Source organism: Microbulbifer maximicatervae (SeqCode), from assembly GCF_052467325.1.
The window spans coordinates 3,130,711-3,145,068 of sequence record NZ_CP174310.1 but is presented as its reverse complement, the minus strand read 5'-3'; the positions used below and the strand labels follow the sequence as shown (position 1 = coordinate 3,145,068).

Sequence of the window (14,358 nt, the reverse complement as noted above, 5' to 3'; positions counted from 1 at the left end):
TAACTGGATTTGTCGCCTAAAGGTAGAGTTCCCAGTAATAGTTTGCGGGAACTCTATCTAATTAGTTTAAAGTTATAGGTGTCAATTAACAAAATTCAAAAAAGCCGCCCTAAACCCAGTGATAGTGTTTCTGCATTGAAGTCTACTCCAGTGGGCTCCAGTTTCTCCCACTCCAGTCTCCAAATCCAGTGATTCCTATAGACATAATTCATACCGACCCCAACTCCCCAGTGAGGGCCTTTGTGGTTTTGGGACTTGTCTTTATCGAACGTCTGAAGTTGTGCCGTGAATTGTCCATTGGATAATTGCTGGGGGAGATAAAATTGAGCGGATTGTTGCTCTGATAATTTCCCTCTCCAAGCTCCAGTCCCGACTCTGGCAAACATATTTATATTGGAGTTAACAGGATAAAAACCCAATAAAAAGGCGGTCAATAAATGTGTTTCAACCTGGTATGCAGCCTTTGCATACTCTCCATTTTCATTATTGGTATAAAAGCTGCTTTGCGCAGCTGAAGGTTTTAGATAGCTGATTTCAAGGGCGAGGTATCTGTTCCAGCGCAAGCCGCCATAAAACTTAATCGTACTGCCGCTACTATTGCAATGAAAGCGTCCGTCTGTGGATCCTTGAGGAATCTGTGATTTTATCCGGGGGTTTGCAGATGAGCAAAATTGAGGATAAGAGGTTTCACCGAGGGTAGCCCCAATATATTTCCTGTTGGCAAAGTCAGCGCTGGTATTTGTAGCGAAAGTGAATATAAGGCTGGAAAAAAGCTTATTTTTAAGGTGGTCTTAAAATTATTCATGATCTGTCCTGTGCTTTGTTTATTTTTATTTAAAGCACAGTAAAGCTAGATCAGGGCTTTTACTTAACAAGTCATTGGCGTGAGGGCCTTTAGGTATCAGGCCCTGTATTCAAAGTCAGAGTAAGCAGTTGGCTGTTAATTTCTAAATGCCAAGCTTTGCCCGCATCTCCGAGAGTCTTTTCGAATTTTCTTCCTTGGAAAGTGGTGAGCCGGGGTTTTCCTCCAGCTTTAATTGCTCTGGAGCGGTTAGCTTTTCTCCCCCCAGGACTCGTTCACATATTTTTCGATAGTGCTCGGCAAAGACCGGGTAGGCGATAGACTCGGGGTTATTGGCAAGAAAAAACCAGTTGGATTCCCTCCCCGCGTGGTAGATCGCTAAGTGGCTCCAGTTGTAATTGGTTTTGGGGCTGGGGGCATTGCAGGCCTCGCGATAGGCGGCGCGAGCTTCCGGTAAACCATTCTCCCCAGCGGCGCACAGCTGCAGCATTTTATGTACGGTGGGCAGGTACTCGCTTTGCAGGATCGCTCGCTTGGCACCCTGCATAATATCCTGGGGAGCGAAAGCAAGCAGGGCCTCCAGCCAGAGGCGCTTAGCGTGGTGAAGGGTTTCAGTGTCTGGAAACGCTGCGCTGAACTGGTTGTGATAATTCAGTTTAAACAGCGCAAATACTTCATTGATTGCGCGCTTCTTTTCGTTCAGCAGTTCCTGGCCCTGTTCACTACCAGTTTGTGTCTGTGAGTATGTCGCCGATTGACCGGTCGCGGGTGCGCTGGTTGGTGTTGTTGTGGGAGTCTTGTGGATTGCCATAAGAGTTTCCTATTGCCAGTTTGTTGCGCTCCGCCCACTGGTGGCGCGCGTGACGCACAAATACGGCGTCCCAGCTTTTACGTGCGGCATTTTGACCGCGCCAGTAAATAATAAATTCCGGAACCAGGGATAGAGCAAAGTCGCGATCTATCTCGCATTGGTTCATCAAATGACTCAGGCAGTCACCACTGGGCTGCCAGTTGCGGGAGATAGGTTTGGCCACCGGGTTTTTCTCAATACCCTGGCAGTAATAGGCCCACTCTTCCCGCGCATACTCGATAAACAGTTCACCCCAGCGGGCACTGTGGCCACCGCGCTCGGTCCATTTATAAATAAATTCCGGTAGCAATTCGGCGGCAAAGCGCGGATTGATGGCCAGGCGCTGCAACTGCTCCCAGGTGTGCTCGCTGGGCTGCCAGTCGCGGGACATAGCAGTGGGCTTGCGTTTTTCGATAAATGGCGTGTCCTGCTTCTCCCAGTCTTCCATGATCCAGTCATTGAATTCCAAATCCCAGGAAATGGACTGCTTGCCACTGGAGCGGTGGTAATCGAGAAAGCGCTGTAGGCCGCGGCCGACAAAAGTGCTGGGGACTCCCTCGTCCGCCAGCTTGCGCAGGGTCTCATCGCTGGGTTGCCAGCCGTTGGGCAGTGGCTGCTTGCGCTGAGCCGTTGCGCGAAAAGCCTCCCACTTGCTTTTAACCTGGCGCAGGAACAGGGAGCCAAAGGAGTGGCGGGGCTCGGCGCGCTCGCGCCAGTAAGTGACAAACTCCGGCAGTTGCTCCCTTACAAAGTGCTCGGGAATACCCAGCTGGGCGATACGCGCCATGGTTTCACTATCCGGCTGCCAACTGGGGGCAATGGTGTTGGCATTGCGGTTGGATGGGGTAGGGGGTGTTGCCATCGGGCGCTTGTATTCACCGGGCAGGGCGAACTTCAGAATCTCGCTACTGCCGAATGGTGCCGCCCCCAGCAGAAGGGCACCCTGGTTGCGCAAGCTGGTGGCTACCCGTTGGATATCCGCTGCCTGCCAGAAGGGCAGCAGCAGATATAGCTGCTCCCCCTCGGCGGTATACCAATCCCGGCCTCCGTAGGGCTCCAGGGGAAGGAATGGAGCCAGGTCGCCAAGTGCAGTGAGCAGCACAGCTTCCTCCAGGCCGACAGTGGCAGCCAGAGAAGGAGAGATACTCAGGGGTCTTTCGGGGAGCAGGGGATGTGTCATGGCGCGATAATAACATTCCGTCGCATCGCATGCGCGATCATTGGCGAATCCTCAGCCTTTTCCTGCCCCTGGTGCCAACCACTAAGCTGAAGGATGAATTGACTGCGAAATTTCGGCAGACGGTGCGCTGCCAACTGTTGCCTTCCCCTAGCGGTAAGGTTGTAACTTTGTCGCTGTAATTGGTGTTGCGGGAGAGCAAGATGACGAAGGAGCAACAATCTGCGCCAACGGTGTTCCGTTTGAGTGGAGTCAATTGTGCCGGTTGTATCAACAAAATTGAGACTGCGGTTAAGGCCGTAGCCGGGGTGACTGATGCCCGGGTAAACCTGTCCGATAAAATCCTGTCGGTATACGGCCCGGCGGAGGCTGAATCCTGTATCGAAGCCGTCCGAGGCGCGGGCTACGGCGCTGAACTCCTGCGAAGTAGTGAACGAGAGCAGCGCGCGGAACAGCGGGAGCAGACACAGCGGCACTACCGCCAGCAGTTGTGGCGCTCGGCATTTGCTCTGGGCGTGGGCGTGCCAATGATGGCTTGGGGGCTGATCACTGACAAGGTATCGGTGAATACCCCTGCGGAGCAGCTGGCCTGGGGTGCTATGGGGCTGATTACCCTGGCAGTGCTGGTCTTCTGTGGCGGTAACTTCTTCAGCGGTGCCTGGAAGGCACTGCGCCACCACAATGCCACTATGGATACGCTGGTGGCCCTGGGCACGGGAACGGCCTGGCTCTTCTCCATGCTTGTAGTATTGGTCCCCCATCTCTTACCGGAAGCGGCACGACATGTGTATTTTGAGGCCAGTGCCATGATTATTGGCCTGATCAGCCTCGGCCAGGCACTGGAAATTCGGGCTCGCGGGCGCACCAGTGCCGCAGTGGAGAAGCTGTTGGAGCTCCAGGATACATCCGCGCGGGTATTGAGAGACGGCCGAGAGGTGGATCTGCCTATCGAGCAGGTGCAGCAGGGAGACCAGCTGCGCGTCCGCCCCGGCGAGAAAATTCCGGTGGATGGCACTGTGCTTGAAGGGCGCAGCCTGGTAGATGAATCCATGCTCACCGGGGAACCAGTGCCGGTGAAAAAGGCGGAGGGTGACAGCCTCGCCGCCGGCACCCTGAATAAAAATGGCAGCCTGTTGTTTCGCGCAGATAAAGTGGGTTCCGACACCCGCCTCGCGCAGATTATCGAGATGGTAAAGAATGCCCAGAGCTCCCGGGTACCTATCGCGCGCTTGGCGGACAAGATTTCCGGCATCTTTGTGCCAGTGGTGATGATTATTTCCCTGGTGGCCGCACTGGTTTGGTTCAACTTGGGCCCCGATCCTCGGGTTGCCCATATGTTAGTAGTACTGACTTCGGTGCTGATTATCGCCTGTCCTTGTGCCTTGGGTTTGGCTACTCCCATGTCGGTTATGGTGGGGGTCGGCAAAGGTGCCGAGTACGGTGTATTGGTGCGCAACGGCAAGGCCCTGCAACAATCCTGCACTCTGGATGTCCTGGTTGTGGATAAAACCGGGACTCTCACCGAGGGTTCTCCGCGTCTGACAGATATCGATAGTGATGGCGACAGTGATGAACTGCTGCGTTTAGTGGCGAGCCTGGAGCAGGGCTCAGAGCACCCCTTGGCTGAAGCCATAGTGACGGCAGCTCACGATAAAAACCTTGAATTGCAGTCTCCAGCCAACTTTGAAGCCATCACAGCTCACGGTGTGAGTGGTGATATCGGTGGCAGTCACGTGCTGTTGGGGAATACCAAGTTAATGCAAAAGGAAGCCATTTCCCTGGATGTCTGGAATGAGCGGGCAGCCACGTTGGCTGCGGCGGGGCGCACGGTGATGTACGCCGCCGTGGACGGCAAGTTGCGGGGGATTATTGCCGTAGCCGATCCGATTCGCGCTGATGCGCAAGCTGCAATCGAGCGACTGAGCAAACTGGGTTTACGCATTGAAATGCTTACCGGGGACAATCACGGCAGTGCTGAAGCGGTTGCCCGGCAACTGGGCATCGATCGAGTTCACGCAGAACTATTGCCGGAAGATAAAGAGGGGATCGTCGCTGAATTGCAAAAAAAAGGCGAGCGAGTGGGTATGGTGGGTGACGGGATTAACGATGCCCCGGCCCTGGCGCGGGCCGATGTGGGCTTTGCGATAGGTGCCGGTACCGATGTTGCTATTGAGAGCGCCGATGTCACCCTGATGCGTTCCTCCCTGCACGGGGTCGCCAATGCCGTGGAGTTGTCCCGGGCCACTTTGCACAACATCAAGCAAAACTTGTTTGGAGCTTTTATTTATAACACTCTGGGTATTCCCATCGCCGCCGGTGTCCTCTACCCGATTACGGGTATGTTACTGAGCCCCATTGTTGCCGGTGGTGCTATGGCGCTTTCCTCCCTGACGGTGGTCAGTAATGCCAACCGCCTGCGCTTCTTTAAACCATCGGAGGCTCGCTAAATGGCTGAAGTTCTCGTAAATATCGTCGGTGTGCTGATGATTCTGGCTGTTATCTGGTGGTTTTGGTTGGGGCCAAAAAGAAGTGCCAGTAAGGCGACGCCGAGCACGGATAATTTACAGATTCTGGTTAAGGATGGAGTTTACGAACCGGATCTTATCCGCCTGCCCGCCGGTCGCACAGCGACTTTGCATTTTCACCGGGAGGACCCAAGTCCCTGCTCCGAGTGGGTATTGTTTCCAGACTTGGAAGTCAGCGCTCAGCTTGCCCTGAACCAGGACACCTTGGTGGAAATACCAAAAGCCGAGCCGGGTGAATACCCGTTCAACTGCCAGATGCAAATGTATCGGGGCACATTGATACTGGAGTAACAGTAAATGTGATTCTCTATGGGTGTGTAATAATTCCCCGGGCCAAGACGACATAGATTTAACCAATACCCCAGAGCCGCCTTTCACCTGTATGGAGAGAGGGGCTCTGGTCAGGCTGGTGACTAAGCTCTAATTTGTTAAGAGGTCGTCAACAAATGTCATTCTTTCTTCGAAAACTTCCCTTCGCCCTGGTGGCCATCGCCTTTGCGCTTATTGCGGTGGCGCTTTTTTCCGGCCAATGGGGTGGTATCAAGCGCGTATTTGAATTCTACGGTGTCACTAATGAGGAGGTGCTTTCCTCTATACGTTTACTGACCGCTATTATTTTTTCAGTCGCCGCTATTTTGGGGGCACTCGCCCTTCGCTTTGAGCGGGTTGTTAAGCCCCTGGCAATCCTTCTGATTTTAATATCGCTAGTGCCCCTACTGAGTCTTCTTGGCAGCGGCCATTGGATCGACTCCCTGGGCGGCTTTCCTGCAATTGGCTCAGGACAGGGGATAATTAAGTACTTTGCCCTGTTAACCTTGGGTATTACCTGGTTGTATCGGGATTCGTTGAGTCCACTAAAGTTGATATGGCTCAATTATTTCCCTGTCGGCTTGGTATTACTCTGGATTGGTGGGATGAAATTCACAGCGCTTGAGGCTGAGGGGATTGAAGGCCTGGTAAGCACTTCGCCACTGATGTCGTGGTTATACAGTGTATTTAGCGTGCAGATGGCCTCAAATCTTATCGGTATATATGACTTGATTGCGCTGGCTATCCTCGCCTTGGGTATTTATATCCGGCAGCTGTTTTGGCCGGGACTATTGCTTTGTGCCGCAGTATTTATAACAACACAGACCTTCCTCTACTCCTACCCAGGCAGTTGGGTAGCTCCCTGGCAACTTAGCTCCAGCGGTATTTTTATTATTAAAGACCTGTGGTTTATCGCAAATCTGATATTAATCTTGGGCTTTAGAAACTCCATGATTAAATCTTAAAGCTGATGGGGTCAAAGAGTTGTTCTGAGGCCCCAAAATATCGGTTTTGATTCATTGGGGATACTATTTGTTAGATATCGAAAGGTGGCATTTTCTGTGGGCTCAGGGATATCTGGCCGGTATGAATTCAGTGAGGTGAAAGCTTTAAAAAACTAATATTTTTAATTTTCATTGGAAAACCCTCTGCCCGATTAGTTATAGAAGAAGTATTGGTCGTTGTTTTCTAGGTTTTTTCTGTTTCTATTTTGTCGTGGGTGCACCGTGTTTTTTTGCCGGTAAGCGATAGGTGGAGTTAGTTAGGGTTTCATATTGATTTCCGGGAGGATTTAAGTGTGAAATTCATAGTTCTTCCATATTTTGTTTTTATATTTTCATAAACGTTATTTTCGGGTTTGTACCTGATTACTTTTGCTGGAATAAAGTTCCATCAAAGGTGCTGCATATTGATATTTTGTTGTAGTAAAGTTCCGATAATGTGGTCTTTCTTTGTTTTAGATTGTCATTTTTATATTTTGCAAGAAGTTGTTTTGTCATTATTTGTATTTTTATTTTGGTGTGTATATGGAACTTTTAATGGGATGGTATTTATTAAAAGTTGGACTTATCTTTCGGTGACACGCTAAAGGTTGTTTGTCTGAATTATAAAAATAATAGGAACCGTGCCAGTTAGTGGCGGTCCATAACTCTGTCGCTAGCGTTGCAGGATTTACATCCTCTAAAAGTAAAAGTTTGTGTTTAGCTGGGGAAGGAAGTTGAACGCAAAGTAATAAATGGGCAGAGATATGATTCTACGTAAGAAAAAATTAGCATCCGTATTTAAACAACCGATAGTCAATCGCACATTAATGGCAGTGGTATTAGCCGGTGCCAGTTCTAATGCTTTCAGTCATGGTTATGTTGAGGCTGCTGACGGTGGTGTAGCTTCTGCGCGCGGTACTTTGTGTAAATACGCATTAGATACCGGTGAAATGAACTTGAATTGCGGTGCAGTTCAGTGGGAACCTCAGAGTATTGAAGGTCCTGAAGGCTTTCCCGATAGCGGCCCTGCCGATGGGCAGATTGCCAGTGGAGGAAGCAGTGCCTGGTCTGAGCTTAATGAACAGACATCAGATCGCTGGGTAAAAAATTATATTAGCTCCGGTTGGCAAACCTTTAAATGGTACTTCACCGCCAATCATGTAACTCGTGATTGGAAATACTATATTACTAAAGAAGATTGGAATCCGAATTCAGTCTTGACTCGTGATCAATTTGATCTCGATCCATTCTGTGAGATAGATGGCAATTATGAACAGCCAGATGTAAATACAACTCATGAGTGTCAGGTGCCGGATCGCGAGGGCTATCATGTAATTCTGGCTGTTTGGGATGTGGGTGATACGGTTAACGCTTTCTACAATGTTATCGATGTAGAGTTCGATGGCGATAATGTCACTAATACCGAGTGGAGCGCTGCGGGTACCATCAATCCGACGCAGGACTTGAACGTTGGCGATAAAGTATATACCCGCGTATTTGATGGCTCAGGTGAAAACTCATCTTACAGCACTGTTTTGGAAATTGCCTCCGAAGAGCAGGGCATCGCTGAAAACTGGTCACACGATTTGGCTGAGTTGATTAATGCAGAGCAGACCGATATCCGCGCCGGTGATTTTGATGGTGATAATAGTTTTGAACCTCTGTACGGTATCAACCGAATTTATCTGAAAGATGGCAGTGGCCTGGAAAATGTCGAGATCGGTTACGAGTTGAGCGAAGAAGAACCCAGCTATGAAGTAACGGTAAGTGGCCTTGAAAGTGAATACACAATTACCGGTGGTGCTATTTCTCTAGACTTGGCTCTCAGTGCAACGGGAGATGTCAGCGTTGAGGTTACAGTGGTGAATCATGGCGGTGATACTTTAGCAAGCTATAGCAATAACATTGATGATGGTGATACTGCCAGTACTAGCTTGACCCTTTCAGAGACTGTAGCAGGGCACCATATGGTTGTAGTGGTGGTAAAAGACCGCGATGGCAACATGGTTGATCAAAACACTCTGAACTTCTACCTGGTTGAAGATACCTCTGGTGATGATGACTCCTCGAATGGGGATGACGATACTTCCAATGGGGATGACGATAGCTCCAACGGCGATGACGACACCTCCAATGGAGACGACGATACTTCGAACGGGGACGACGATACTTCGAACGGAGATGATGATAGCTCCAATGACGATGATCAATCTTCGAGTGATCAGGATTACGATTATGTCTTCCCTAGAGGTCATAGAAACTATGCTGCGGGCACCAAAGTTCTGGGCCGTGACGGTAATGTCTACGAATGTAAGGACTCTGCTTACTCCCACTATTGTAAGGAAGTAAAAAGAGGTGCAGTACAGTTCGAGCCAGGTGTTGGTGGGAACTGGGAGATACTCTGGGAAAGACTGTAATTTATTCCCGATAAAATAAAAAAGGCCCCTTTGGGGGCCTTTTTTATAGGTAAACTAGTTGGTAATAGATGGCCTTTTAGGGAAGCGATTTAAGCTTGGTAATAACTTAAAAACATCGCTGCGGTGCGCTCGGCCAGTGTCTCTTGCTCGGCGGAACTCGGTGGGCCGGAGAGTTGGAGTAACTGAGGCCAGTAGCAACCACCCTTAATCAGGTTGTGAATCTGCCCACTGGCGACCTCTATGTCGAGAGACTTTAGTCGCCCATCAGCTACGGCAGATTTAATCCAGCGCTGCACCCCGGTTTCATGGGCCTTATATTTTTCCATTTCCTTCTGTAGTGCTTCTGGCTGGTGGAAGAAGTAGTCGAAGGCCATGCGGTTAAGCTCAATATACTGCGGGTTGCAGATCGTTTTTATTTCCTGCTCTAACAGTGTACGGAGTTGTGACTGCATATCACTATCTGGGTTGTAGTCACAACCGGAGGGCTGGGTGGCTTGCTGCCAGAGTTCACCGATCAAATACATCACCAGGGCTTCTTTACTGGAGAAGTGGTTGTACACGGTGCGTTTTGATACCTGAGCTCGGGCTGCCAGCTCGTCCATACTCGTGCCCTGCACCCCCAGCTCCTGAAAAGCCTGCTTGGCGGCATCAATAATAGCTTGGCGTTTCAGCTCACTTCTGGTTGGTTTTTTTTCAGTCATGGGTATCTCTGTGAAATCTGGGCCGGGGGATTCCATTGCCGGCGAGTTACTTCTTACGCAAATTTTACACTATATAGTTTACTTTTATATAGTTAGTTTGTACACTGCACTGTATAGTTTACATGGTAAGTGAAATGAAGAAGCGCTGGTGGATTCTGGCAGGAGTGATTGTTATGTCGGTAAGTCTCTTTGGTAGCTGTACAAATCAACCCGAGAAGTTCCGCAACAGTGATACGGACTACAAAGTCAGTAGTGGCGGTATAGTTGAGATGATTGGCGCCTACATTAAGGCGGATCGTACAGCCCCCGCACCGGTGAAGCCAATTCCATTGCGGCAGATTCCCGCCGCAGAGCTGGCAGCCCCTGTCGCTGAGAGTGCCGTATATCGCCTTGGGCACTCCACAGTACTGATTCGAATGGATGATCAGTATGTTTTGACAGATCCGGTATTTAGCAAGCGGGCATCCCCGGTTCAGTGGCTGGGCCCAAAGCGCTTTCATCCATTGCCCATAGATATTCGAGACTTGCCTTCGATTAAAGCGGTCGTTATCAGCCATGATCACTACGATCATTTAGACAAAAATAGTATTCGCGGACTGAAGGATAAAGTAGAGCAATTTGTCGTTCCTACCGGGGTGGGGAGTCGTTTGCGTAATTGGGGAATTCCGGCCGAAAAAATTGAGGAGTTGGCCTGGTGGGAATCGTTTGCCCTGGGCAGTTTGCACTTTACCGCGACTCCGGCTCAACATTTTTCCGGGCGTGGACTAACGGATAAAGACTCAACACTGTGGGCCAGCTGGGTAATTGAAGGGCGCGAGGGCCGTATATTCTTTAGCGGTGACAGTGGCTATTTTAGTGGCTTTCGTGAAATTGGTGAGCGATTTGGTCCGTTCGACCTGACACTGATGGAAACGGGTGCTTACAACAAGCTTTGGAGCTCGGTTCATATGTTGCCCGAAGAGAGTGTACAGGCACATCTCGATCTTGGAGGGCGAGCAATGTTACCTATCCACAACAGTACTTTTGATCTTGCCCTACACGATTGGTATGAACCCCTGGAGCGCGCACAGGCGGCAGCCAAAGACCAGGGTGTCACTTTGGTAACGCCTATCATTGGAGAGGTTGTTCGTCTGCGATCTCCCACCACAACAAAGGCCTGGTGGAAAGATGAGGTGAGGGCAGCTGATAATTTAAACCTAGTGACTAAATAGCTCGGATTTGAAGTTTATATTCGAAGGAGTGGGCAAATGTATTGTGGTTTGTGGCTCAGGTTGGGTGTAATTTAAATTGCTAAGCATAGGGTTACCAGAGTTAAGCTCCGGTAACCCCAATTTTTTATTCAGAAGTAGACGTCCTGGAAAATATTATTTCCTTTTAGTCTCTAAACATTGCAACTGCTTTTCCAAGAATCTCATACTGTGATCTTACAAGTGGCAGAGTTTTTACACCAAAATAACTGTACTTATCATGTTCATTATTCCCAGCTGTGCGCCAGACAAAGGGAAAGATTGTTACAATTTTTTCATTACTTGCAGCAAAATCATAAGCATCCCAAGCACGGAGAACTAACTCCTCTTCCGTCATGACACTATAGCTTGGGCTGTCGGTTTTAAATGCGCGGGGTACTATGTGGTATTTTACATCCATGTCTTGTGTTGCATACATAAGGTCGTTAACAACATCGGACTGAAAATTTTTATGCTTGTAGTAATCCGCGCCAAATAAATCATAATTATTTGGGGGGGCTGGTAATCTGGAGCAGATTCTAACGCATTCTCCCTCGTATTTACTCTTCATTTCTCCGACGGTGTCTTTTGTAAAAGTTATACCTCTACGTGCATTGGGGAAATCCGCCTTGAGTAGAAGCCCTATTTCCTCCAGGTACTCCTTTAAGTCATCATTGTCCATATCTGAGCGATGATATGGCTCGTCAAGAGGATCAAACGCATAGATCATGTCTTCGTAAGGTTTTAGCTTTTCCTTGGCTTCTAACCAACGTTCATAATAATCACTGTTCTTTTTATAGCCGTCATCATAACCACTAAAGAAAATTGATTGAAGTGATATCCAGACTTTGGTACCACTGCTTTTAGCAATATCCATATATGTATCAACCTTTCCATAGTCAATATTGACAAAAGTTGACAATGTTGCAGCATCAGGAATGTCGTCTTTTTCCCATCCTGACTGGTAGAAGCCAAATGCTTCTAGATGATCAGGAACAACATTTCCTGGGTCAGCATAGAGGGGGATAGATACAGGCCCATGGATTATCACCATTGGCGGTTCTTTTAAATCCATTGCCGGGGTGGGTTCTACTTCTTCTGCCACTAGAGAACTTGAGATTGCAGTCAAAAAACAAGTACAAATAGATAAAATTTGAAAGTGTTTCATCGATAAACTCCTTTTATTGCTCAATATGATGCTCTATCTAAGTTTTATTTGGGGTTTGCTTTTTGTGTGAATAGCTAGGTTAGAATGTCGTTTGATACTATATGTTGATATGTAAACTATAGTAGCTTGGCAGTCTATAGTCTTTATTAAACTAGCTTTATTTTATTGATCTTTCAAAAGGTTTTCCCTTTCAGTAATATATTCAATATTGGTACGATTTAACCAGTCAGCTTGATTTGCTTGACTGGGTATGCATTTTTTATGCGTTATTACAACACTAAACATGTTAACATATGAGGGTTGGTTGTTCTTGTCCTTTTGTGTGGCAACCTGTAAAGAGGTACCTGGGAAAATCAGATAACTGCTAAAATTAGTGTTTTATCACAATCTGCATTATTTTTTCCTTTTGTTCTCTAAAACAACATTTCCTGGATTGATAGTTGCCCGGAATCCCCGTCCGTAAATTGAAAATTAATTATTCTCTCAAGATCACATAACGTTGTTTTTCGAGAGAAGTTGATTAGCCAGGAATCGTAGGTGTCTCAATTGTGTTGTCTGAATAAAACAGCTCCTGTGTTTCGGTAATATGGCTGATAAACAGGCTGTCGACCACCGCAGTATGATTGAGTATACGGATAAAGAAGCTCGCACCTTCCTTGGGTAGAAGATGAAGTTGCTTTTCTCCAGCTGATAATAGCTCTAAGTTGGCCCATTTTTTATATTGAAAAGCACTGGTGAAATCCATATATATTTATCTCCTTTTATTTTTAGTAAATACGATTTTTAATCGTATGCTAATTGAGCTTGAGTTCATCTAGTTGCCGATTTATCGCCGCCGTTTTACTTTTATCCTGGTTGCGAGAAATTTCTAGTGCTTTCTTCAAAATATAAGAAGCCTCTGAGATTTCGCCATTCTGTTGTAACGCCTGGGCCAAACTTTGGTGGGCGTCAATAGAATTTGGCCGATATTCCACCCATCGCCTTGCGACATTGATGGCTTCTTGGATGCGACCATCCTTTAGTAACAAATTGGTGATATAGCTCAATTTGTTAACATTTCTCCAACGTGTAGCCCTGGGTAAAATAGGAAAACCGTATTTCTGTGAGAGTGATTCATAGAAGTGATCGATATTTTGCAAGGCGTCACCAGATTGGGATATCAATTCTCGATAATTTGCGGACCACTCGTCGTGGGGGTAGTTAAGCTCAATGGCCGATAGCGCGGCTTTTATAAAGGCACCGTAATGGTTTTCATTGTTAATAATTTCTATTTTTAATTTTAGATCCTCTTTTACGTAAGGCGATAGTTTGGTGTTAATTTGACTTAAGATTTTTTCATGGCGCTTATCTTTACGCATATCACTGTCGGCCATGGCGAAATAAAAAGCACTGATCTTATTTGATGAGGTCTGCATATTTGTGGTTATTTCATCAATAAAAGTACTCTCTGAAGTGGGCCCCATACCAAATATATCGGCTGCAGATAAAAAGAAGTAAGACTGAAACAATCCAGGTTTGTTAGTTAGGGCGTAGAGAGGAAAGATGCTGCTAGTTGAAACACCAATAATCATTCGATTGTTGAGTGCGCGGTAATTACTTTCTAAATATGGGAATAGTTCTTCAGTTAGAAATTTACTATAGGCCTCAGGGTCTCCCAGGGCGCTAAATTTCTCCTCTGCGGTATGTGTCCACATTCCATGTAGGTAGGTTTCCGGTTCATCACCACCATCATTAAGGCTGATTACAATACTTTCCGGCATACGTTCTACGCTACTTAGATGCTTTACTACCCCGGTTAAGGCGTGGAAAAATTCTTTGCCGTGAGTGCCATTAATAAAGATAACCGGGTATCTATGCTGCTCTGATGCTTGGTGGAACGTTTGCGGTAAATATATGTTGATTGGTATTTCACGACTCAAGATTCTGGATGAGAAAAGAATTTCATCGCCATAACTCAGGTGTTTGGTCGTGTTAACAGAAGAGTGGCTCTGTGGGCTTTCAGGTTCTGCTGATAGTCCCACACACAGTAAAGAAACTGCGATTAACAGTATTCGGGGAAAAATCATATCACCGGCATCCTTGCTGAATTTAAATTTTCTTAAAAAGGCGATTAAGATCTATTAGATGCTATGACAGATTGAGGGGGTGGTAAAGTTGGTTACAGATGATGCGAAGTGGTACAACTTGTATAGATATAAAA

Annotated in this window: 12 protein-coding genes; 5 read left to right on the top strand and 7 right to left on the bottom strand. The window is 47.5% G+C overall.

The window, feature by feature from the left end:
* Positions 1 to 95: 95 nt before the first annotated feature.
* The 3 genes from ACJJIE_RS14065 to ACJJIE_RS14055 form a co-directional block, all read right to left on the bottom strand.
* A complete protein-coding gene (locus ACJJIE_RS14065; RefSeq protein WP_444894772.1) occupies positions 96 to 758 on the bottom strand; it encodes an outer membrane beta-barrel protein in 663 nt (220 codons plus the stop codon).
* Between the two features lie 189 nt (positions 759 to 947).
* The gene (locus ACJJIE_RS14060; protein WP_108734620.1) at positions 948 to 1,613 is read right to left on the bottom strand and encodes a replication protein P; all 666 of its coding nucleotides are present in this window, start codon (positions 1,611 to 1,613) and stop codon (positions 948 to 950) included.
* Positions 1,525 to 2,832 carry a DnaT-like ssDNA-binding domain-containing protein gene (locus ACJJIE_RS14055; protein ID WP_444892091.1) on the bottom strand — a complete coding sequence of 436 codons (1,308 nt, stop codon included), beginning with the start codon at positions 2,830 to 2,832 and terminating at the stop codon, positions 1,525 to 1,527. The genes ACJJIE_RS14060 and ACJJIE_RS14055 overlap by 89 nt, the downstream gene beginning before the upstream one ends.
* 200 nt (positions 2,833 to 3,032) lie before the next feature.
* On the opposite strand from ACJJIE_RS14055, the gene ACJJIE_RS14050 reads away from it, so the two are divergent.
* The 4 genes from ACJJIE_RS14050 to gbpA all read left to right on the top strand — a co-directional run bounded on the left by ACJJIE_RS14050 (position 3,033) and on the right by gbpA (position 9,063).
* Positions 3,033 to 5,276 (top strand): heavy metal translocating P-type ATPase, encoded by a 2,244-nt coding sequence (locus tag ACJJIE_RS14050; protein ID WP_444892090.1) that lies wholly within the window; start codon positions 3,033 to 3,035, stop codon positions 5,274 to 5,276.
* Complete coding sequence (locus ACJJIE_RS14045) at positions 5,277 to 5,645, top strand: cupredoxin domain-containing protein (RefSeq protein WP_282931156.1); 369 nt, start codon at positions 5,277 to 5,279, stop codon at positions 5,643 to 5,645.
* Between the two features lie 155 nt (positions 5,646 to 5,800).
* Positions 5,801 to 6,628 carry a DUF417 family protein gene (locus ACJJIE_RS14040; RefSeq protein ID WP_444892089.1) on the top strand — a complete coding sequence of 276 codons (828 nt, stop codon included), beginning with the start codon at positions 5,801 to 5,803 and terminating at the stop codon, positions 6,626 to 6,628.
* A 782-nt stretch (positions 6,629 to 7,410) separates the two neighbouring features.
* The gene (gene gbpA, locus ACJJIE_RS14035; RefSeq protein WP_444892088.1) at positions 7,411 to 9,063 is read left to right on the top strand and encodes an N-acetylglucosamine-binding protein GbpA; all 1,653 of its coding nucleotides are present in this window, start codon (positions 7,411 to 7,413) and stop codon (positions 9,061 to 9,063) included.
* An 89-nt stretch (positions 9,064 to 9,152) separates the two neighbouring features.
* Here gbpA and ACJJIE_RS14030 read toward each other — a convergent pair whose 3' ends face one another.
* Entirely contained in the window at positions 9,153 to 9,764 is a 612-nt protein-coding gene (locus ACJJIE_RS14030) for a TetR/AcrR family transcriptional regulator (protein WP_444892087.1), read from the bottom strand.
* A 134-nt stretch (positions 9,765 to 9,898) separates the two neighbouring features.
* Here ACJJIE_RS14030 and ACJJIE_RS14025 point away from each other — a divergent pair, with 134 nt between their 5' ends.
* The gene (locus tag ACJJIE_RS14025; RefSeq protein WP_444892086.1) at positions 9,899 to 10,975 is read left to right on the top strand and encodes an MBL fold metallo-hydrolase; all 1,077 of its coding nucleotides are present in this window, start codon (positions 9,899 to 9,901) and stop codon (positions 10,973 to 10,975) included.
* A 163-nt stretch (positions 10,976 to 11,138) separates the two neighbouring features.
* Here the strand turns inward: ACJJIE_RS14025 and ACJJIE_RS14020 are convergent, their stop codons facing one another.
* The 3 genes from ACJJIE_RS14020 to ACJJIE_RS14010 form a co-directional block, all read right to left on the bottom strand.
* A complete protein-coding gene (locus tag ACJJIE_RS14020) occupies positions 11,139 to 12,158 on the bottom strand; it encodes a hypothetical protein (protein WP_444892085.1) in 1,020 nt (339 codons plus the stop codon).
* Between the two features lie 520 nt (positions 12,159 to 12,678).
* Positions 12,679 to 12,903: a hypothetical protein gene (locus ACJJIE_RS14015; protein WP_444892084.1), complete on the bottom strand. Its 225-nt coding sequence runs from the start codon at positions 12,901 to 12,903 to the stop codon at positions 12,679 to 12,681.
* Between the two features lie 49 nt (positions 12,904 to 12,952).
* Complete coding sequence (locus tag ACJJIE_RS14010; protein WP_444892083.1) at positions 12,953 to 14,224, bottom strand: alpha/beta hydrolase; 1,272 nt, start codon at positions 14,222 to 14,224, stop codon at positions 12,953 to 12,955.
* Between the last annotated feature and the right edge of the window lie 134 nt (positions 14,225 to 14,358).